At 69.6% G+C, this 20,558-nt stretch carries 18 protein-coding genes; 11 read left to right on the top strand and 7 right to left on the bottom strand.

Features of this window, described 5'->3' with window-relative positions:
• Window positions 1-114: 114 nt before the first annotated feature.
• The gene (locus AB0O76_RS36425) at window positions 115-519 is read right to left on the bottom strand and encodes a hypothetical protein (RefSeq protein WP_365500687.1); all 405 of its coding nucleotides are present in this window, start codon (window positions 517-519) and stop codon (window positions 115-117) included.
• 175 nt (window positions 520-694) lie between these two features.
• Between AB0O76_RS36425 and AB0O76_RS36430 the strand changes: the two genes are divergently transcribed.
• The 3 genes from AB0O76_RS36430 (at window position 695) to AB0O76_RS36440 (ending at window position 3,578) form a co-directional block, all read left to right on the top strand.
• A complete protein-coding gene (locus AB0O76_RS36430; protein ID WP_365500690.1) occupies window positions 695-1,723 on the top strand; it encodes an ATP-binding cassette domain-containing protein in 1,029 nt (342 codons plus the stop codon).
• Window positions 1,720-2,571, top strand: a complete 852-nt coding sequence (locus AB0O76_RS36435; RefSeq protein ID WP_365500693.1) for an ABC transporter permease — start codon at window positions 1,720-1,722, stop codon at window positions 2,569-2,571. Before AB0O76_RS36430 ends, AB0O76_RS36435 begins: the two co-directional genes overlap by 4 nt.
• A 101-nt stretch (window positions 2,572-2,672) precedes the next feature.
• Entirely contained in the window at window positions 2,673-3,578 is a 906-nt protein-coding gene (locus AB0O76_RS36440) for a hypothetical protein (RefSeq protein ID WP_365500695.1), read from the top strand.
• Here the strand turns inward: AB0O76_RS36440 and AB0O76_RS36445 are convergent.
• On the bottom strand, window positions 3,559-4,800 hold the full coding sequence (locus AB0O76_RS36445; protein ID WP_365500697.1) for a cytochrome P450: 1,242 nt from the start codon (window positions 4,798-4,800) through the stop codon (window positions 3,559-3,561). The genes AB0O76_RS36440 and AB0O76_RS36445 overlap by 20 nt on opposite strands.
• 258 nt (window positions 4,801-5,058) lie before the next feature.
• Here AB0O76_RS36445 and AB0O76_RS36450 point away from each other — a divergent pair, with 258 nt between their 5' ends.
• Together AB0O76_RS36450 and AB0O76_RS36455 are read left to right on the top strand one after the other, a co-directional pair.
• Window positions 5,059-6,081, top strand: a complete 1,023-nt coding sequence (locus tag AB0O76_RS36450) for an endonuclease/exonuclease/phosphatase family protein (protein WP_365500806.1) — start codon at window positions 5,059-5,061, stop codon at window positions 6,079-6,081.
• Window positions 6,082-6,119: 38 nt separating this feature from the next.
• A complete protein-coding gene (locus AB0O76_RS36455) occupies window positions 6,120-8,084 on the top strand; it encodes an FUSC family protein (protein WP_365500699.1) in 1,965 nt (654 codons plus the stop codon).
• Window positions 8,085-8,121: 37 nt separating this feature from the next.
• Here AB0O76_RS36455 and snpA read toward each other — a convergent pair whose 3' ends face one another.
• Window positions 8,122-8,790 carry a snapalysin gene (gene snpA, locus AB0O76_RS36460; RefSeq protein ID WP_365500701.1) on the bottom strand — a complete coding sequence of 223 codons (669 nt, stop codon included), beginning with the start codon at window positions 8,788-8,790 and terminating at the stop codon, window positions 8,122-8,124.
• 200 nt (window positions 8,791-8,990) lie between these two features.
• Here snpA and AB0O76_RS36465 point away from each other — a divergent pair, with 200 nt between their 5' ends.
• Together AB0O76_RS36465 and AB0O76_RS36470 are read left to right on the top strand one after the other, a co-directional pair.
• Window positions 8,991-9,950, top strand: a complete 960-nt coding sequence (locus AB0O76_RS36465; RefSeq protein ID WP_365500703.1) for a LysR family transcriptional regulator — start codon at window positions 8,991-8,993, stop codon at window positions 9,948-9,950.
• 225 nt (window positions 9,951-10,175) lie between these two features.
• Window positions 10,176-11,327, top strand: a complete 1,152-nt coding sequence (locus AB0O76_RS36470) for a hypothetical protein (RefSeq protein ID WP_365500705.1) — start codon at window positions 10,176-10,178, stop codon at window positions 11,325-11,327.
• A gap of 88 nt (window positions 11,328-11,415) precedes the next feature.
• On the opposite strand, the gene AB0O76_RS36475 is transcribed toward AB0O76_RS36470, so the two are convergent.
• Window positions 11,416-13,509, bottom strand: coding sequence for a PhoX family protein (locus tag AB0O76_RS36475; protein ID WP_365500707.1), 2,094 nt, complete (start codon window positions 13,507-13,509; stop codon window positions 11,416-11,418).
• A 584-nt stretch (window positions 13,510-14,093) separates the two neighbouring features.
• Between AB0O76_RS36475 and AB0O76_RS36480 the strand changes: the two genes are divergently transcribed.
• On the top strand, window positions 14,094-15,203 hold the full coding sequence (locus AB0O76_RS36480) for a VWA domain-containing protein (protein ID WP_365500709.1): 1,110 nt from the start codon (window positions 14,094-14,096) through the stop codon (window positions 15,201-15,203).
• 95 nt (window positions 15,204-15,298) lie between these two features.
• A complete protein-coding gene (gene metG / locus AB0O76_RS36485; RefSeq protein ID WP_365500711.1) occupies window positions 15,299-16,930 on the top strand; it encodes a methionine--tRNA ligase in 1,632 nt (543 codons plus the stop codon).
• An 87-nt stretch (window positions 16,931-17,017) separates the two neighbouring features.
• Here metG and AB0O76_RS36490 read toward each other — a convergent pair whose 3' ends face one another.
• The 3 genes from AB0O76_RS36490 to AB0O76_RS36500 all read right to left on the bottom strand — a co-directional run bounded on the left by AB0O76_RS36490 (window position 17,018) and on the right by AB0O76_RS36500 (window position 18,964).
• Entirely contained in the window at window positions 17,018-17,383 is a 366-nt protein-coding gene (locus AB0O76_RS36490) for a hypothetical protein (protein ID WP_365500713.1), read from the bottom strand.
• A 225-nt stretch (window positions 17,384-17,608) separates the two neighbouring features.
• Entirely contained in the window at window positions 17,609-18,529 is a 921-nt protein-coding gene (locus tag AB0O76_RS36495) for a hypothetical protein (RefSeq protein WP_365500715.1), read from the bottom strand.
• A 33-nt stretch (window positions 18,530-18,562) separates the two neighbouring features.
• Window positions 18,563-18,964, bottom strand: a complete 402-nt coding sequence (locus AB0O76_RS36500) for an ATP-binding protein (RefSeq protein WP_365500717.1) — start codon at window positions 18,962-18,964, stop codon at window positions 18,563-18,565.
• A gap of 232 nt (window positions 18,965-19,196) precedes the next feature.
• Between AB0O76_RS36500 and AB0O76_RS36505 the strand changes: the two genes are divergently transcribed.
• Both AB0O76_RS36505 and AB0O76_RS36510 read left to right on the top strand, forming a co-directional pair.
• Complete coding sequence (locus tag AB0O76_RS36505; protein ID WP_365500719.1) at window positions 19,197-20,048, top strand: helix-turn-helix transcriptional regulator; 852 nt, start codon at window positions 19,197-19,199, stop codon at window positions 20,046-20,048.
• Window positions 20,049-20,058: 10 nt separating this feature from the next.
• The gene (locus AB0O76_RS36510) at window positions 20,059-20,262 is read left to right on the top strand and encodes a DUF397 domain-containing protein (RefSeq protein ID WP_365500721.1); all 204 of its coding nucleotides are present in this window, start codon (window positions 20,059-20,061) and stop codon (window positions 20,260-20,262) included.
• Window positions 20,263-20,558 lie beyond the last annotated feature (296 nt).

Here is a 20,558-nt window from a genome sequence, read left to right on the forward strand (position 1 = left end):
GAGGCGGTCCTGTAGAGGCGGTCCTGTAGAGGCGGTCCTGTAGAGGCGGTCCTGTGGGGCTCTCCCCAACTGGGGAGAGCCCCACAGGGTTGCTCCAGCTCCCGGTCAATCGGTCTACTCGCGCGTGTAGTAGCGGTAGAACGTCACCATGAACACCGCCGTCGCGATGCCCAGCGCCATCATCGTCGAGCGCAGGACACTCGGGCCCGGCATCCCCTGGCTGTAGAGGTAGCCGACCGCGACCCCGGCGAACGTCGCCCACGCCGTGGCCCGCAGCTCCCGCGGCAACCGCGGCGCCACGCTGTGCAGGCCCATGAAGACCGCCGCGAAGACGACACCGGACACGATGCCGAGCCACGCGTTGCCGTCGGCGATCGAGCCGGCCTCCCGCTGGACCACCACCAGGGCGTAGGCGAGTCCGATGACGACCGCCGAGACCCCGGCCCAGGTGGTGCCGGATCCGGCCCGCAGGCGTGGTGCCGGTGCGGATGAGGTAGGTGCCGCGTGTGTCATGGCCATCCTCCAGCTCTCCCCCACCTACAGGGCACACCCTCACCCGCCGACAGGCAACTCGGCGGCATCAGTGGTAGCGGTTGCAGCCGTCGGACCCACGCTCCACCGGCCGATGAGTTTGCGCCGCGGCGCAAGTCTGACCTCGTGACGGAACGCACTGACCTGGAGAGGGCGTACGGACATGAACAGCGTGGCCATCGAGACCGCGGGCCTGGTGAAGACCTTCGGCGACACCCGCGCCGTGGACGGCGTGGACCTCACCATCCCGGCGGGGACCGTGTACGGCCTGCTCGGCCCGAACGGCGCCGGCAAGACCACCACGGTGAAGATGCTCGCCACCCTGCTGCGGCCCGACGGGGGCGACGCCCACGTCTTCGGCCACGACGTCGTGCGCGAGGCCGACGCCGTACGCAGCAGGGTCAGCCTGACCGGTCAGTACGCATCGGTCGACGAGGATCTGACCGGCACCGAGAACCTGGTGCTGCTCGGCCGCCTCACGGGACACGGCAAGAAGGCGGCGTACGAGAGGTCGGCGCAGCTGCTGGAAGCCTTCGGGCTGAGCGACGCGGCCGCCCGCCAGGTGAAGAACTACTCCGGCGGCATGCGGCGCCGCATCGACATCGCGGCCTCCATCCTCAACACACCTGACCTGCTGTTCCTGGACGAGCCGACCACCGGTCTCGACCCGCGCAGCCGCAATCAGGTCTGGGACATCGTGCGGGCGGTCGTCGCACACGGCACGACCGTGCTGCTCACCACCCAGTACCTGGACGAGGCCGATCACCTCGCATCCCGCATCGCCGTCATCGACCACGGCAAGGTCATCGCCGAGGGCACCAAGGGCGAGCTGAAGGCGTCGGTCGGCGCGGGCTCCGTGCACGTGCGGCTGCGGGACGCGGAGCAACGGGCCGATGCGGAACGGGTGTTGCGGCTCGCGCTCGACGCGGAGGTCCAGCTGGAGCCGGACCCGGTCGCGCTCACCGCCCGCGTCGGCAACGGCGAGCGCAACGGCAGGGGCGCGGCCGAGAAGGCGTCCCGGGCGCTGGCCGAACTGGCCCACGCCGGGATCACCGTCGACAACTTCTCCCTGGGGCAGCCGAGCCTTGACGAGGTCTTCCTCGCCCTGACCGGCGCCCCCCATCACGCAACGGACACGGCTGGCACGGCTGACACGGCTGACACGGCGAAGAAGGAAGAGGCATCGGCATGAGCACCGCCACCACCACCTCCGAGGCCCAGGACCTCGCGCCCGTCAAGGCCGAGTCCCTCGCCGAGCTCCTGATCGCCGGTGACCGGCCGCCGCGGCCCAGCGCGCTCTCCGCGTCCCTGACGTTCGGCTGGCGGGCCATGCTCAAGATCAAGCATGTGCCTGAGCAGCTGTTCGACGTGACGGCGTTCCCGATCATGATGGTGCTGATGTACACGTACCTCTTCGGGGGCGCGCTCGCCGGATCACCGAGCGAATACATCCAGTACCTGCTGCCGGGCATCCTCGTGATGTCCGTCGTCATGATCACGATGTACACGGGCGTCTCGGTGAACATCGACATCGAGAAGGGCGTCTTCGACCGCTTCCGTACGCTGCCGATCTGGCGGCCATCGGTGATGGTCGGCTATCTGCTCGGCGACGCCCTGCGCTACGCGATCGCGTCCCTGGTCATGCTGGCCGTCGGCATGGTCATCGGCTTCCGCCCGGAGGGCGGCGTACTCGGCGTCCTTGCCGGAGTGCTGCTGCTCCTGGTCTTCTCCTTCGCCTTCTCGTGGGTGTGGACCATGTTCGGGCTCCTGCTGCGCACCGAGAAGTCGGTGATGGGCGTCAGCATGATGGTGCTGTTCCCGCTGACGTTCCTGAGCGACATCTTCGTGAAGCCCGAGACGATGCCGGGCTGGCTGCAGGCCTTCGTGAACAACAACCCGATCACCCATGTCGCCTCCGCCGTCCGCGATCTGATGGCGGGTACGTCACCGGGCTCGTCGCTGGTCTGGGCACTTGCCTGGGCTGTGCTGCTCGTCGCGGTCTTCGGCCCTGTGACGATGCGGCTCTACAACCGCAAGTAGCTCAGGAGCGGGAAGTACTTGCCCCATATAGCGGGAAGTAATTGCCCCATATGCAGTCGCCCCGGTCGCGCATGGCGTGACCGGGGCTTTGTCTTGGGCGCGTGCCCCGCCGCTCTCTGCTCTCCGCCGTGCTCCTCGTCCTGGCCTGCCTGCTTGTGCCGCTCGGCGCGATCTCGACCTGGGCGAAGTACGAGATCGAGGACGCGGACGCGTACGTCGCGACGATGGCGCCGCTGGACGGTGACGCGGCGGTCCAGGACGCGGTGGCCGGTCCGGTCACGGATGCGGTGGTGAAGGAGATCGACGCGGGCCCGCTGCAGGGCACGGTCGAGTCCTTCGTACGGGACGCGGCGCGGTCGTTCACGGAGACGCCGGCGTTCGAAGCGGCGTGGGAGGCGGCGAACCGTGCCGCCCACGACGCGGTGCAGGCCGCGCTGAACGACGAGTCCGACGGCCGGGCGGTCACCTTCGACCTCGCGCCGGTCACCGAGCAGGTGAAGCGGCAACTGTCGCAGGACGGTGTGCCGTTCGCCGACCGGATCCCGGTCAGACACACCGAGGTGACGCTCCTGGAGTCGTCGGACCTCGGCCCGTTCGGAAAGGGGTTCCACATGCTCCAGGTCGCGGGCCTCTGGCTCCCGCTCGCCGCGGTGCTGCTTGCCGTGGCGGGCATCCTCCTGGCCCTGCACCGCCGCCGGGCCGTCATCCGCACGGCCCTCGGCACGGCCCTCGCGGGGGCGTTCCTCGCACTGGCCGTCACGGTGACCCGCGGCATCACCCTGGACGACCTGCCCGCCACCGTCTCCAGGGCGGCGGCGGGCGCGGTGTACGACGCGTTGACGTATTCGCTGTGGGTGGCGGCGTGGGTGATTCTGGGGGTGGGTCTTGCGGTCGCGCTCACCGCGTGGCTGCTGCGGCGCCGTCAGTCACCCGCTCCGCCGAGTCCGTCCGCAAACGCCGGTCAGGCTGAGACCACCCCGAGTGGGACTACTCCTTGTCCCAAGTGACCGGCAGGCTGACCACCCCGTAGATATTGGCGTGTTCGCGCATCCGCACCTCCTGCGGCGGCACCGCAAGGCGCAGTCCGGGGAAGCGGGCGAACAGCGCGGGAAGCGCGACAGTCATCTCGACGCGGGCGAGCTGCTGGCCCAGGCACTGGTGGGGGCCATGGCCGAAGGCCAGGTGCCCGGTGGCCTTGCGGTGGATGTCGAGCAGGTCGGGGTCGGGGAACTTGTGCGGGTCGCGGTTGGTGGCCTGCACGGAAATGGTCACCGTCTCGCCCGCCTTGATGACTTGGCCCGCCACCTCGATGTCCTCCAACGCCGACCGAAGGAGCGGGTCGGCGACGCTGAGGTAGCGGAGCAGTTCCTCCACGGCCGACTCGGCGAGGGCGGGGTCGGCGCGCAGGGCATCGAGCTGGTCGGGGTTGCTCAGCAAGGCGAAGGTGCCGAGGCCGAGCATGTTCGCGGTGGTGTCGAGCCCGGCGGCGAGCAACAGCCCGCCGATTCCTGCCAGTTCCTCGTCGGTGAGGTCGGACGTGGTCAGATCGCTGAGCAGGTCGTCGGTGGGCTCGGCGCGCTTGGCGATGACGAGCCCGGCCTGGTACTGGAGCAGCTCCGTAAAGGCCTCTCCCTTCGCCTCCGCCTCCGCCGCCTGGTCGAAGATGGTCGCCACGTGGCTCTGGAAGCGCTCCCGGTCGGCGTACGGCACACCGAGCAGCTCGCAGATCATGAGCGCGGGCACGGGCTGCGCGAACGCCTCCACCAGGTCGACCGTGGGCCCGGCCTGCTCCATGGCGTCCAGGCACTCGGTGGTTAACTGCTCGACCCGCTCGGAGAGTTGGCGCATCCTGCGGACGGTGAACTTGCCGACGAGCAGGCGCCGGTAGCGGGTGTGTTCGGGGGCGTCGAGGCCGATGATGTCGCCGACGGGCGCAGGCGGTACGTCCCCCGTGTGACCCGGCACGGGCTCCGGCATGTGCAGGAGTTCGTAGCGGGAGCTGATGCGCGGGTCGGCAAGCAGCTCACGGGCGATGGCATGGCCGGTGACCAGCCAGCCCAGGTGTCCGTCGGCGTAGCGCATGCGGCGCAGCGGCCGGTCGCTCAGCGCGGTGAGTCCGGCGGGCGGATCGAAGGGGCAGCCGGTGTGCCGGTCGGTGGGCAGGGTGGGCGGCTCATCGGCGGTGCTGTCTTCGGCGGTGCCGGCGGCGGCCGTCGGCTCGTACGACATGGGTCCTCCAGGGAGCGGTGGCGGGGTGTGGATGGTGCGCACCGGTGCAGATGCCATCATGACGCCTCGGCGGCGCCATTGCGAGCCAACTTGGCACTTTTTTGGCGCCATTTGAGCGTCAGCTTGAGGGGCAGCCAGCGCGTCGGCTCGGCGTTGCGCCCGCTCAGCGGGGGAAAAGGAACCCTTTCCCCGCATCCAGCCGTCTCTCAGGGAAGATTCGAGAACCACCCCCGACGGAGAGGCCGGTCCTTGGACAGCATGACGGCGGCAGCAGCAGAGCGGCAGGCGGACCGGGCGCAGGACGAGCCGGGGCGCCGGCGGCTCCGGAGCCGTGGCTGCGCCTACCTCGCCGCCCTGCTCCTGACCGGCGTCACCAGCCTCCTCGGCTTCCGCATCGCCGACTCCGACGGCTTCACCCCGGTCCCCCAGCTCCTCGCCTTCCTCCCCTGGCTCCTCGCCCCCGCCGTCGCCGCCCTCCTCCTCGCCGCCCTGGCGAGGTGGCGCATCGGTCTGCTCTGGAGCGTCATCGTCCTCGGCGTCATCGCCTGGTTCCTGGAGCCGTACGGCCGGGCCGACGCCCCGGACGGGCCCGCCGTCGCCGAGATACGCGTCATGGCGTCCAACGTCGAGTTCGGGCGGGGGACGCCGGGTCTGGTCGACGCCGTCCGAAAGGAGAAGCCGGACCTGCTCTTCGTCCCGGAGTGCGACTACACGTGCTCCGACACGCTCCGCGACAAGCTGCCCCGCTCCGAGTACCCGTACCGCAGCGGCAGTGAGGCAAGCGGCGCGGAGGGCTCGCTCATCGTCAGCAAGTTCCCGCTGAAGAAGGCAAGCGGCATCCCCGGCACCCTCGGCATGCCCGGTGCCGTCGCCGAACTGAAGGACGGCCACGAGGTCCGCGTCCAGCTCGCCCACCCGATGCCGCCGCTGCCCAAGCAGGTCCACGTATGGCGCTCCGAGCTCGCCGGTCTTCGCGACTACGCCGCCGCGGGCAAGGGCGGCTCCACCATCATCGGCGGCGACTTCAACGCCACCCAGGACCACGCCGCCTTCCGCGACATCCTCGACACGGGCGGTCTGCGCGACGCCGCCCGGCTCGCGGGATCCGCCCGCACCCCCAGCTGGCCGTCCTCCCTGATGTCCCCGCTGGGCACCCAGATCGACCACGTGCTCGCCACCCCGGACTTCTCGGCCCGTGACGCCCGCTTCCTGGAGATCGGCGACACGGACCACCGGGCGCTCGTGGTGGACCTGACCCTGCATCGGGAGCGGGACCGCTGAGGGAAGGGCAAGTTACGTAAAGCGGCGATAATGGGCGCATGCCCCGTCCCGAATCACCTGGCCCCGCGGGCCCCTGGGGCACGCTCGCCCCGCCCGGCTGGCTGGTCAGGACGCTCAAGCCGCAGTCCGCGCCCATCCCGTGGGCCGCGGTCGCACGTGCGTCCGTCGCGATGGCGCTGCCCCTCCTCATCGGCCTGGCGGCCGGAAAGCCCGCGTACGGAGCGCTCGCCTCCATGGGCGCGCTCTCCGGAGTCATCGGCGACACCGCCGACGCGTACCGCATGCGGATCTACAACATCGCCGTGCCGCAGCTCTTCGGCGCGCTCGGCGTCACCGTCGGCTCGCTCGTCTTCGGGCACGGCTGGGTCGCCGTCGGGGTCGTCACGCTCGTCGCGCTCGTCTCCGGGATGATGTCGACGATCGGGGCCGTCGCCTCCGTGTCGGGGCTGCTCCTGCTGCTCAACTCCGTGGTGGGGGCGGGGCTTCCGATGCCGGGGGAATGGTGGCTCGCGCCCCTCCTGATGACCAGCGGCGGGCTGCTCGTCCTCACCCTCGCGCTGCTCGCCTGGCCGATGCGGTCCGGCATCCCGGAGCGGGCCGCCGTCGCCGACACGTACCGCAGCGTCGCCGCACTGCTCGAAGCAGCGGGCACGGCCGGGTACGGCGATGCGCGCACCGCCGTCACGGCCTCGCTCAACCATTCGTACGACCTGGTCCTCGCACGACGCACCCGCTCGCACGGCCGCAACCCCGATCTGGTGCGCCTGATCGCCCAGTTGAACGCGATCACCCCGGTCGTCGAGGCCGCGCCCGCCGCGCACCAGTACGGCGTACCGCTGCCGCCGGAGGTGCCGGACGAGGTGCGGCGGCTCGCGAACGTGGTGGCGGGGCCTGGCGGTGCGACCGTCCCCGAGCCCGTGCTCCCCGAGCCGGGCAACCCCTCCGCCCGCGCCGTCGACCACGCACTCCGTCACGTCGCCGAGACCCTCAACGACCCCGACCCGCACGGCATCGTCAACATCGACGACCGCCTCGGCCGCCCCGCCGCCCTGCGCGTACGCGCCCGCCGCGCGGCCCGCAACGTCCTGCTGACCGGCGCGTCCTGGCGCTACGGCCTGCGCCTCGCGCTCTGCATCGGCATCGCCCAGTCCCTCGTCTCCCTCATCGAGGTGCCGCGCTCGTACTGGGTGGCGCTCACCGTCACCTTTGTCCTCAAGCCCGACTTCGGCTCGGTCTTCTCGCGCGCGGTGCTGCGGGCGCTCGGCACGGTGGCGGGGCTCGTGGTGGCGGCGGCCGTTCTCGCGGAGGTGCCGCGGGGCTGGTGGGACGTGCCGGTGATGATGGTCCTTGCGGCCCTCATCCCGGCGTTCACGCCGCGCGGCTACGGCTACCAGACGGCCGCGATCACCCCGGTGATCCTGCTCCTTTCGGACGTCCTGAACCGCCAGGGCTTCGGCCTCGTCATGCCACGCCTCGTCGACAGCCTGATCGGCTGCGCGATCTCGCTGGTGGCCGGATATCTGCTCTGGCCGGAGAGCTGGCACACCCGGATCGGGGACCGGCTCGCGGACGCGGTGGCCGATACGGCTTCGTACGTGGAGTGCGCGTTCGGCTCCACCGAGGACCCGGCGGCACGGGCGCGGATGCGGCGCCGCCTCTACCGGGATCTCTCCGTCATCCGTACGGAGTTCCAGCGGGCTCTGACCGAGCCGCCGCCGGTGGGGACGCGGGCCGCGGCGTGGTGGCCGCTGATGGTGGCGGTGGAGCGGGTGGTGGACGCGACTACCGCCGCGCGGGTGCGGATTCGGCATGGGGCCGGGGCGCCTTCCGCCGCGGAGGTCGGCGAAGTGGCGGCTCAGCTAGGGGAGTTGGCGCAGGGCCTGCGGTCCTCCGAGACCCTGGAGGAGGTCTCGGCCGATTTCACGGGGCCCAAGGACAGCGTCCTTGAGCCCCTCCGCCAGGAGGTGGCGGCGGCGCGGGCGATCGCCTCGCCGCGGGGGTGAGGGGCCCCGCGGGCCCCTCACTTGCCGCGTGACGAAATCAGCTCACCTTGTCCATCTTGTCCAGCTTGTGCAGGGCCTTGGCCAGGCCGTTGGCCCAGAGCTGGTCGACCCGCGCGCGCTCATTCGCGTCCGGCTGCGAGTTGGTGCAGGAGGGGCCGGGGCCACCCCCGGACATCAGCTCGCTGCAGGGGCCCTCGTAATGGTCCGGGAGACCGAGGACGTGCCCCGTCTCGTGCGCCGTCACGCGCGTCGAGTCGTACTCCTGGTTCTGCGCGTAGTCCAGGAAGATGTACCCGTTGCCGTGGCCGTCCGTGCTCGCGTACGAACCACGCGGGTCATTCCCCTCGCGGTACTCGAAGCTCGCACCGCCACTCCCCTCCTGGAGCTTCACATTGGACACCGCGCTGTTCCAGATGGAGGTACTGCTGGCTATCTGCTGCGCGAAGGTCGGCGCACCGGAGGCGTCGTACACCACGGTGACCTGCTTCGCGCCGGGGTTGGCCGCACGCTTCTGAGCGACCGACTTCAGGACGGCATCGAAGAACGCCTTGTTGGCCGCGGCCTCCTCGCCGGACCCCGCGTACTGCGCGTACGAGGCGGTGCCGGAAGAGGAGGACGTGGGGGTCGCGGCCGTCGCCGACGTCGTGCCGAGACCGGCGACAGCGAGGCCGATGACGGACGCGACGGAGAGGTAACGCTTGTTCATGTGGGGGGCTCCCTACTCGTTCGATGAAAGGTGAACGGTTCGGTAGGGGGAGTGTCGGGGAGCCGGTGGCGTCTGGGGATGATGGCAACCAGCGATAGCGCGGAGCTATCACCCGCCTTCCGGACACGCCCAACTCGCGTGCTTCCCGTGGGGTTTGTGAGTCTGGTGCGGCGCCGCCCGCCGCTCTACGCTCACTGACCATGGAGCTCGAGGTGAGGCACCTCCGCGCGCTGTGCGCCATCGCCGACACCGGCAGCCTGCACAAGGCCGCGCGCCAACTGGGCATGAGCCAGCCGTCGTTGACCACCCAGCTGCGGCGCATCGAACAGGCCGTCGGCGGCCAGCTCTTCGCCCGCGAACGCACCGGCTGCCGCCCTACCCCGCTCGGCCGCGTCGCCCTCAGCCGCGCCCGCCCCCTCGTCAGCGAGATGCGGGCGCTCATCAGCGAGACCAAGGCGGCAGCCGCCCGCGCCGCCGAGGGCCGGCAACTGCGCATCGGCTCCACGGCAAGCCGTGCCATACCGGGCTGGCTGCGCCGCCTGCGCGTCCACCTGCCCCCCGGCACCGAGACCTCGCTCCAGATGGACGTGTCCGCGAACGCGCTGCTCCGCATGGTCGCCGAAGGCCAGCTCGACATCGCCTTCGTGCACGAGGTGGAGGGCAGCCCGCTACGACTCCCCGAGGAGCTGCGAACCCGCGTACTCGTGCAGCGCGAGCCCCAGTTCGTCTTCCTCGCGGCCGACCACCCGGCGGCGGCGCAGCCCGTCGTACACCTCAGTGATCTCGCCGACGACCGGTGGATGGTCGACCCGACCGTGGACGGCGAGTGGGACGGACTGCTCCGCGTCCTGCGCGCGGCCGGGATCAACCCCCGTGTCCTGCACGGCGATTACCTCACCGCGTCGTCCCTCGTCGCCACCGGCGAGGTCGTCACCGTCTGCCAGCCGACCTCGCGGGCGAGACCCGACATGGCGGTCCGGCCGCTGCACGGCGACCCCCTCGGCGTACGACTGCTCGTGGCGGCGCGCACGGAGCGGGAGCTCGACGCGGTGTACGGCGAGCTGGAGGCCGCCTACTGGGAGGCGGCCCGGCAGGCGCCCGCGTACGGGGAGTGGCTGCTGCGGACGGGGCGGGCGGGGGACGCGGCGCCCGCGGCGTGACGTGACGTGACCTTGGTCCCGGGCAAGGCAGGACCTTCGGCAAACCGCCCCTGACCTGCACTTTTGGCCGTTTTACGGTCTTGCGCCCCGACATGCGGCTGGTTGTTACATTTCCTACGGATGACGCACACACAGCGCCCGTAGCTTCATGTCTGTCGCCACCGCAAAGGGGCACAAAGACGGACAGCCAGCCCGATCAGCACCAAGCACCAAGGGACCTCCGCTATGCGCGCCACCCGCCGTACCTTCCGCACCGCCGCCATCGCCACCGGAGCGATCGCCGCCCTCGCCGTCCCGACCACGGCCGCCTTCGCCGCGGACGCGCCGTCCACCCCGCAGGATCACCAGGTCGCCACGGACGACCAGGGACAGGATCAAGGGCAGGACCAGGACACGAACCCTGGTACGGACACCGACACGGAGACGCCGCAGCCCGGCAGCTGGGAGTCGAAGGGTGTGACCGACCTCGGCAAGGGCTGGACCGCGAACGTCGAGGTCAACGCCTCCGCGCGCACGGCCAAGGCATCCATATCCCTCGACGGCGTCGCGAAGGGCTCGCTCACCGCGTACGAGAGCGCCTCAAGCACCACCATCGAGGGCAACACCTTCACCCTGACCCCCGACGGCACGGTCACCGCCAAGCTGGTGGACAAGGACAAGGACAAGCCCGTCCCCGGCGGCTGGGTCTCCAAGGGTGTGACCAACCTCGGCAACGGCTGGACCGCGAAGGTCGACGTCAACGCCTCCGCCCGTACCGCCAAGGCGTCCATCTCCCTCAACGGCGCCGCGAAGGGCTCCCTGAAGGCCTACATCAACCCGGCGAGCACCAAGATCGACGGCTGCACGTTCACGCTCTCCGCCGATGGCACCATCACCAAGAAGGCGGCCCCCAAGCCCAAGCCCAAGCCGCAGCCCGACGGCAAGCGTGTCTACGTACGCAGCGCCAAGCTGGCCGACGGCTCCCTGGCCAAGATCTACAAGCTCGGCAAGAACCATTACCAGGCCGACATCTACGCGCACGGCGCCAAGCTCGACACCCTCGACGCCAACGGCAAGTCCGCGACCGGCCAGAACAACGGCCTGTACGTCGTCCTCAACCCGGACGGCACCATCAAGTCCTGGGTCGAGGGCAAGACCAAGCCGACCCCGAAGCCGCAGCCCCACACCCAGCAGCCGCAGCAGCCGCAGCAGCCCCAGCACAAGACCGGCTCCGGAACGTCCACCACGGTCGTCCCCAAGGGCGGCGTCAAGGCGGGCTCCGAAGGCGTCACCCCGGCCGCCGCGAGCACCCCGCTGATCGCGGCAGGCGGCGGCATGGCGGCGCTCGGCGCGGCAGGCCTCGGCTTCGCGATGTACCGCCGCAAGCAGAACGACTGATCTGATCGCCTGAGTACGACGATGGGGCACCCCGCGCCTGCGGGGTGCCCCATCGTCGTACTACATCCGCGTTCTACATCCGCCCCGCTCAGACGCCGATGTCGCAGCCGTCCTTGCGCCACACCGAGACCACCGACGGGCGGACGATCTTGCCCGGTCCGTCGGGCCAGACGCTCGCCGGCTTCTCGACCGACGCCCCGTCGATCTCGCCCGGGTGCTGCACGGCGACGATCACGCGGCGGTCCTGGACGATCGGGCCGCAGGTCTCCGCGCCCTTCGGCATGGTGAGGAACTGCTTGAGCTCACCGCGCCGGTCGCCCTTGGTCGCGACGCCGAACAGGCCGTCGTGCGAGCCGAGTTGGGCGCCGTCCGTCGAGATCCACAGGTTGCCGTGCGGGTCGAAGGTGACGTTGTCCGGGCAGGAGATCGGGCTGACCTTGTCCTTCGGGAAGCCCGCGAAGTACGTCGCCGGGTCGTTCGGGTCGCCCGCGACGAGGAACAGCGACCAGGCGAAGGTGGTCGCATCGGCGCGATTGCGGCGCTCGGTCAGCTCAAGGATCTGCCCGTGCTTGTTCAAGTTCCGCGGGTTGGCCTCGTCCGCGCCTGCCTTGCCCGCCTTGCCGCGGTCGGAGTTGTTCGTCAGCGCGACGTACACCTTGCCGGTGTGCGGGGACGGCTCGATGTCCTCGGGACGGTCCATCTTGGTGGCCCCGACCTTGTCACCGGCCAGGCGCGTGAAGACGTAGACCTCCTCGGCGGTCATGCCGTCGACGTGCGAGACGGCCTTTCCGCCCGGTCCCGCGGTGGCGAGCGGGATCCACGTCCCGCTCCCGTCGAACTCGCCGTCGGCCGGGAGCGTGCCCTTACCGTCGATCTCGCTCGCCGGGGAGTCTCCGGTCAGCTTGGCGACGTACAGCGTGCCCTCGTCGAGGAGGGTGAGATTGTGCTCGTGCGCGGCGCGGGACTTGCCCTTCGCCACGCTCTTGCTGCTGACGAACTTGTAGAAGTAGTCGAACTTCTCGTCGTCGCCCATGTAGACGACCGGGCGGCCGTCGTGGGTCAGGCGCGGCTGCGCGGCCTCGTGCTTGAAGCGGCCGAGCGCGGTGCGCTTGCGCGGGGTCGACTCCGGGTCGTACGGGTCGAGTTCGACGACCCAGCCGAAGCGGTTGGCCTCGTTGGGCTCCTTGGCGAGGTCGAAGCGGTCGTCGTACCGCTCCCACTTGCGCTCGGAGGCGGCGCCGATGACGCCGTACCGCTTGAGGCGCGCGGCGGCGGTCGGGTCCGTCACCTTCTCGGCGTTGCCGAAGTACTGATTGAAGTTCTCTTCGCCGTGCAGGGTCGTGCCCCACGGGGTGGTGCCGCCCGAGCAGTTGTTGAGGGTGCCGAGGACGGTGACGCCCTTCGGGTCGGCCTTCGTACGGACGAGCGCGCTGCCGGCGACGGGACCGGAGAGGTGGAAGGGGGAGGTGGCGGTCAGGCGCCGGTTGAGCTGGTGGCGGGAGACGGCGGCCAGCTTCCCGCTCTTCCGCTCCTCTTCCACGACCACGACCGACAGACCGTGCGCGGCCCAGGCGATCTCGACCTGCTCGCGGGTCGGCTTCTCGGGGTCGTACCCCTTGAACATCAGGATCTCGTCCGTGTACTCGTGATTGGCGACGAGGACCTGACGGCCGTGCTCGCGGTGCAGCGGCAGCAGGGAGAGGAAGTCGTTGTTGTACCCGAACTGTCCTGCCTGCGCCTTCGCGGTCTGCTTGTCCGCGTCGAAGGCGGGGGCGCCGCGGAGGATGGGCTCGCCCCAGCGGATGACGACGTTCTGGGCGTAGCCGTCGGGGATGGTGACGGCATCGGTGGTGTTGGGCGCGACGGGCGTGAAGCGGAGTCCGCGCGCCCCCGTTTTGCTCTTCTGCGACCACGGTTTCTGAGGCGCCGCGGCAGCCTCGGGGGCGGCAGGACCGGCGACGACGGCGGCGCCGCCCGCGGCGGTGGCGACCGTCACGACGGCCGCGGCGCGCATCATCGAGCGGCGGCTGAGCGCACCGGCTATGACGTCACCGACGTACTCGTTGTCGCTGGTGTTGGGCACCTCGTGGAAGCAGGCATCACCACAGCGGAAACGGCAGGTCATGGCGGAACGGCCGCCGCTCCCCTGGTGCGAGGTGATGATCGGCAGCAGCTTGCGCACGGTTCCTCCGTTTTGTGGGCGTGGCTTGTTTCCGCGGCGACGCTAGGGGCGGAGGTGTGCAGGGCGGCGGACGCCGGGTGAACGGGAGGTGAACCGGGGGCGCACATAGGGCAGTTGACGTGCGGGTGAGTGATATGGGTGATGCTGCCGACGGCGTACGGCGACCCTCGCCAAGATCGCGGAATGCGGCGGCTAACCTTACGTGTCCGCCCTGGCCAGGGGTTATCGGGAATCAACTCACGCGAAGGGGTGCACCCATGGGCATTCTGAGTGTCCTGCGGAATGCGTTCGGACGGTCGTCACGTAAGGGGGCTACGGCTGAGGCTGCGGCCACGCCGGAGCGCGAGGTTGAGCCGGAGCAGAAGGTCTCGCTGCCGGCGCCCAGCACAGAGCCGACTCCGTCGGAGGCCGATGCGCTCGTGGCGGCGGCGTTCGACAAAGTGTCGGTCCCGGCCCAGCAGTCGACTGAGCCTGAGCCGAGGCGTGCGGCTGAAGCGGCTGAAGCGGCTACGGAGCCGGTGGCTGAAGCAGCTACGAAGCCGGTGGCTGAAGCAGCCCCGAAGCCCGATGCCGACGCTGCTTCTGTGACCCCCGAGCCGGAGCCGGTGACCGAAGCAGACGCCGACGTCGAAGCCGCCGCTGTGGGCAGTCGTCCCGCTGGGCGGGACGGGTGGGCACAGCCCGAGACGCCGGTTGCCGATGAAGCGGCAGAGGTGACCGTGACCCCGGCACAGCCCGAAGCTGCCCCCGCCGATGAAGCGGCAGAGGTACCCGTGACCTCGGCAGAGGTCGAAGCCCCGGTTGCCGAGGAAGCAGCCGAGCTCCCCGTGACCGAGACGGAGCCCGAGACGCCGGTTGCCGACGAAGCGGCCGAGGTGACCGTGACCCCGGCACAGCCCGAGACGCCGGTTGCCGAAGAAGCGGCCGAGGTGACCGTGACCCCGGCACAGCCCGAAGCCACCGCTACCGAGGAAGCCGCAGAGGCCCCCGCGACCGAAACGGAGCCCGAGGCTGTCGCCACCGGGAAATCCGCCACCACCCCCGCCGAGATCAAGTCCAAGGCCCCGGGACTGGCCGCCGCCTACAAGGCAGCCGGCGCCGCGCTCAAGAAGAGGGACCTCACGGGGACCCGCGCCCCCGTGTACCTCGTACTCGACCGTTCCGGATCCATGCGCCCGTACTACAAGGACGGCTCCGCCCAGAGCCTGGGCGAACAAGTCCTCGCCCTCGCGGCCCACACGGACCCCGAAGCCACCGGCCCCTCCGTACACGTCGTCTTCTTCTCCACGGACATCGACGGCACCGGCACCCTCACACTCGCCGAGCACGAGGGCCGTATCGACGAGCTGCACGCCGCGGCGGGCCACATGGGCCGCACCAGCTACCACCGCGCCGTCGAAGAGATCGTCACCCACTACGAGAAGTCCGACCACAAGGGCAGCCCGGCCCTCGTGATCTTCCAGACGGACGGGGCGCCCGACGCCAAGGGCCCCGCCACCCAAGCCCTCGCGGAAGCGGCCGCGCACCCCCTCTTCTTCCAGTTCGTGGCCTTCGGCGACCACGACGCGAAGGGCTTCGACTACCTCCGCAAGCTGAAGGCGGACAACGCCGCCTTCTTCCACGCGGGCCCGACGCCCAAGGAGCTCACGGACAAGGAGCTGTACGAGGGCCTGCTTGCGGCCTGGCGCCCGTAACGAATCCTTCGACCAGGGGGTGGCACCGGAAGCACCGGGTCCACCCCCTGGAATCGATGTGAGTCGATCTCCATCCGGCCGTTAGGATTTCGACCATGGCGGCCACTGGATCCGAGAAGCAGGGAGCGGACGAGAACGCGAAGGCGTTCTACGTCTCGACCCCCATCTACTACGTAAACGACGCTCCTCACCTGGGCCACGCCTACACGACCGTTGCAGGGGACGTGCTCACGCGCTGGCACCGTCAGCGCGGCGAGAAGGTGTGGTACCTCACCGGCACGGACGAGCACGGTCAGAAGATCATGCGCACGGCCGAGGCGAACGGAGTCTCCCCCCAGGAGTGGTGCGACAAGCTCGTCACCGAGGCCTGGAAGCCCCTCTGGGAGCACCTGAACATCGCGAACGACGACTTCATCCGTACGACGGAGAAGCGTCACACGGACCGCGTGCAGGAGTTCGTCCAGGATCTCTACGACAAGGGCGAGATCTACAAGGGCGGCTATGAGGGCCCGTACTGCGTGGGCTGTGAGGAGTACAAGCTCCCCGGCGACCTGATCGACGGCGAGGGCGAGTACGAGGGGCAGAAGCTCTGCCCCATCCACAAGAAGCCGGTGGAGCTCCTCAAGGAGGAGAACTACTTCTTCAAGCTCAGCGAGTACGGCCCCAAGCTCCTGGAGCTCTACGCGTCGAACCCCGGCTTCATCCAGCCGGAGTCGGCCCGCAACGAGGTCGTGAACTTCGTACGCCAGGGCCTGCAGGACCTCTCGATCTCCCGCTCGACGTTCGACTGGGGCGTCAAGGTCCCGTGGGACGACAAGCACGTGATCTACGTGTGGATCGACGCGCTCCTGAACTACGCGACGGCGGTCGGCTACGGCGCGGACGAGGAGAAGTTCAAGTCGACCTTCCCGGCCAACGTCCACCTCGTCGGCAAGGACATCCTCCGCTTCCACGCGGTGATCTGGCCCGCGATGCTCCTCGCCCAGGGCCTGCCGGTCCCCGGCAAGGTCGCCGCGAACGGCTGGCTGATGGTCGGCGGCGAGAAGATGTCGAAGTCGAACCTGACGGGCATCAAGCCCCAGGACCTGACCTCCCACTTCGGCGTGGACGCCTACCGCTGGTACTTCCTGCGCGCGATCGCCTTCGGCAGCGACGGCTCGTTCTCGTGGGAGGACTTCACGGCCCGCTACACGAGCGAGCTCGCCAACGACTACGGCAACCTCGCCTCCCGCGTCGCGGCCATGGTCGGCAAGTACTTCGGCGGCGCGCTGCCCGAGGCCACGGCCTCCGGTGACGCCGAGAAGGCGGTCCAGGAGGGCCTGGCGAAGGCCGTCACGGAGGCCGACCGTAAGATCGGCGAGGAGCTGGACTTCCAGGGCGGCATCCTGGCGATCTTCGACTTCGTGAAGCAGGTCAACGGCTACATCACGGAGCAGGAGCCGTGGAAGGTGGCCAAGGACGACTCGCCGGAGGGCAAGGCCCGCCTGGCGACGATCCTCTACACGGCGGCGGAGTCACTCCGCGCGGTGGCGGTCCTGCTGAACCCGATCATGCCGGACACCTCCCAGAAGCTCTGGGACTCCCTCGGCGCGGAGCCCCTCCTGGGCGCCCTCGCCGACCAGGACGTCCAGACCGCCGCCACCTGGGGCACGCTCCCCGCGGGCGCGACGGTGACGAAGGGCGCGGTCCTGTTCCCGCGCCTGGAGGAGCCGAAGAAGGAGGCGTAGCCGCACGCGGATGCGCGTACGGAGAAGGGCCGGAACCACAAACTGGTTCCGGCCCTTCTCCGTACTCCGTACGCTCAGAACCCTCCGTCAGGAGACGAAGTTCTCACAGGCGGTGGGCACCCAGCCCTTGGTGCCCCGGTAGTCGATGTACGACCAGCGGCCGTCGTTCTCCCACCCGCACAGCGAGTACGTCTGGCCGTACTCCACAGTGCAGGCGGCCCACTTGGCCTTGGCGCCCTTGGGGAACAGGCCGAGGGCGGTCGAGTTCAGCTTCCGCTCCTTGCGGATCTTGACGCTCTCCTTCGCCTTCACCACGTCGCCCTTGCCGCACACCGCGGCCTTCACTCCGGTGGGAGCGGCGGCAGGCGCAACCGCCCCGGCGGACCCGGTCCCGCCCACAAAGGCGGCCCCCGCCAAGGCCACGACACCCACCAGCGAAGCCAACTTCCTCACGACACAACCCCGTTCAAGCATGCGGGAACACCTCGCCCCCGCGGTCACCCACACCATAGGCGACCAAGATCGTCCGACTGCGTCGCGCGTGCCACAGCCGTGTACCGGCACGGCTACAGGGGGAGGGGCGGAGAGGGAGTGAGGTCGGGGGTGGCACGAAAGTCCCGGCGGCACCCCATGAGATACGGGGTGCCGCCGGGACTTTTGCGTAACGCCAACCAGATGTCAGGCGCCGCCGTCGCCGTCATCGCCGCCGTCGTCCCCAAAGAGCCCGGTCGCGTCGCTCACCTCGTAGGAACGGTCGAGCCACACCGCGAGGCGGTCCAGGTCAACACAGGACCGCACGCGCTCCTGGTCCTCTGGGGACAGCTCGATGCCGCGCCAGTCGAGGGTGCGCAGGATGCTCTTGGCCCGCTCCTCGGCCAACAGCGCCCTGACCTCCTCCCGGCCCTCTTCCCGTGCTTCCTCCGCGAACCGGTGGTCGAAGAAGTACTTGGTCACCGTCATCAGTTCCTCCCAGATCTCCTTCGCCCGGGGGTCCACCAGACCGGACCGGGTGAGCTGTGCGAACGAACCCGCCGCCTCGGGGTCGAGGGTCTTCAAGGCCTCGGCCAGTGCCCCCAGTATGGCGGCGGCACCCGGCCCTCTTCCATGCGCAATCGCCGAGAACACCGCAAGCGGGACGTCCCGCTCGGCCTCATGGCGGTCCGCGATCACCGGCACGTTCTCCGGCCCCAGAACCAGCGGACGCACGGTGAGCGAAGGCCAGTCCGGCAGCCCGAACTGGATGGGTTTCGCGGCCCAGCGGGCCGTTGCCGCGCTCTGGGTCACGACGATCAACACCGGCTCGCAGTGGTACTTCTCGTAGAGATACGAGAGGTAGTAGGCCCAACTCCCGCGCTTGGCCTCGTCCTTCCTGCCCTGCGACTCGATGACGAAGAGAAAGTTGCCGTCATCGGTCTCCACCCTTAACAGGGTGTCGCAGCGGCGCTCGATCGGTTCGATCTCCGTGAGGTCCACATCAAGGGCCACGATTTCCCGGGGCTCCGGGAACGGAATGTGGAGCAGACGCTGGAGAGATCGGACCAGCAGACCGGCGTCCTTCTGGAAGATCCGGTGCAGCGCCTCGTGTGACGAGCTGACCATCGGGTCTCCTTTCTGTTCGGCGTGATCAACGAGCTACGCGGCGCAGAGTTCGCACCAGACGTACTTGCCGGAGTCGACGGCCACCGGATACCAGCCCCAGCCGTCGGCGCAGGCCCGTACGAGGTCAAGCCCCCGCCCCTGTTCCGCGTCCACGTCGGCGGTGCGCAGGGGCGGGGCCGGCGGCGTGGGGTCGGCGTCCCATGCCCCGATGCGGAGGACTCCGTCGGAGTGGCGGACGCGGAGGGCGGCGGGGCCTTTGGTGTGGCGTACGGCATTGGAGACGAGTTCCGTCGCCAACAGCTCTGCCAGGTCGGAGAGTTGGGGCAGGCAGTGAAGAGTGAGGATGAGGCGGAGGGAGCGGCGGCAGATCGTGACCGCGCGGAGGTCGTTCGGGATGTACAGGGTGTACTCCCAGGGCGTGTCGCTTTCGGGCATGCGAGAACTCCTGTTGGCGTGAGGGAGTTGGCGGGACGCGGCGGGTGCAGGGCGGTGGCATGTCACCGCCGTCATGGCATGACGGGGTGGTGCGCTTCCGGGGTCCCGGTCTCGCAGCGTTTGCGACGCGTCACTGACGGTATTTCCTAACATTAGGAAGCCGCAAGCCATTGCCGTACTCTGACCCCCGAACGGGGTACTGACGCTGGGCAGTTGAGACGAGGAGAAGCTCATGCCGCCAAAGAGGCACCTCACTGCCCGCAGAGTGCGACTGGGGGCCGAGCTGCGCAAACTGCGCGAGGCAACGGGCATGAAGGCCCGCGAAGCCGCCGCCCTACTCGGGGCCGACTCGGTACAGATGAGTCAGATCGAGTCCGGAGTCGCCGGTGTGAGCGCCGAACGCGTACACCGCCTGGCTGCCCACTACGCCTGCACCGACGAAGCCTTGATCGCCGCCATGAAGGCAATGGCCGTCGACCGCACTCGGGGCTGGTGGGAGGAGTACCGCGGGGTGCTTCCGCCAGTGTTCCTGGATGTCGCCGAGCTGGAGCACCACGCGACGTTCCTACGCGAGGTGGTCATCACCCACGTCCCGGGCCTCCTGCAGACAGCGGACTACGCCCGGGCGATCTTCTCGTACATGGTCCCGGGCCTGCCTTCGAGCGAGCTCGACCCGCGTGTGGAGCACCGGATGAAGCGCAGAGCCGTGATCGAGGGGGACAACCCGACCCCGTACGAGACCGTCGTCCATGAATTCGCCCTGCGTATCCGTGTGTCCGACCGCCAGGTCGCTCGCGCCCAGCTCCACGCAATCCTGGACCAGATCGAGCGGGATCACGTGACCGTGCGCGTGATTCCCACCGACCAGGACGGCTTCGCCGGCGCGGGAGCCTCGATGATGTACACCGGCGGTCCAGTACCTCAACTGGACACAGGGCTACGGGATGCCCCCACTGGCACCGCGTTCATCGACACCGAGCCTCAGTTGAAACGGCTTCGAACATTGTTCCGTAAGGTGGAGAAGGCGTCCCTGGACCCCACGGCGTCGCGGGACTTCATCCACCGCTTGTCGAAGGAACCGTGAGGTGCACCCCATGACCGCCCCTCTGCACTGGCAGAAGTCCACCTTTTCCGATGGCGGCGACGGGAACACCTGCATAGAACTGGCCGTCACCGGCCCTCACCTCCACCTCCGCGAAAGCGACGACCCCACCACCGAACTGGCCACCACCCCCACAGCCCTGGCCCACCTCCTCCAAGCCGTAAAGGCCACGGCCCCGCTCACCTCACACCGGTAGCGCCACCGCGTGGAGTACGTGCATGCCCCGCGGCCCCGTCGCACTGTGCCGCTGTCACGGTGCTGTCCTTCAGGCCGATGCGGTCGGCCAGCTCCCCCATGCGCATGGAGTCCCCGGCACCGGCGCGGCCCAGCGCGCACAGCGCGCGATAGTCGGACAGCGGAAGCCGTGCCGCCGCTGCAGCGTCAGGTCCAATCGCCGCTCGATCCGCCCCAACAGGCGCACGGCCATGCACCATCGGTCGTCTTCTTCATCGCTCAGGGCCATGAGTCCAACCACCCGGCGACGTTACCTGC

The sequence above is a fragment of the Streptomyces sp. NPDC086554 genome (genome assembly GCF_040686095.1).
GTDB lineage: Bacteria > Actinomycetota > Actinomycetes > Streptomycetales > Streptomycetaceae > Streptomyces.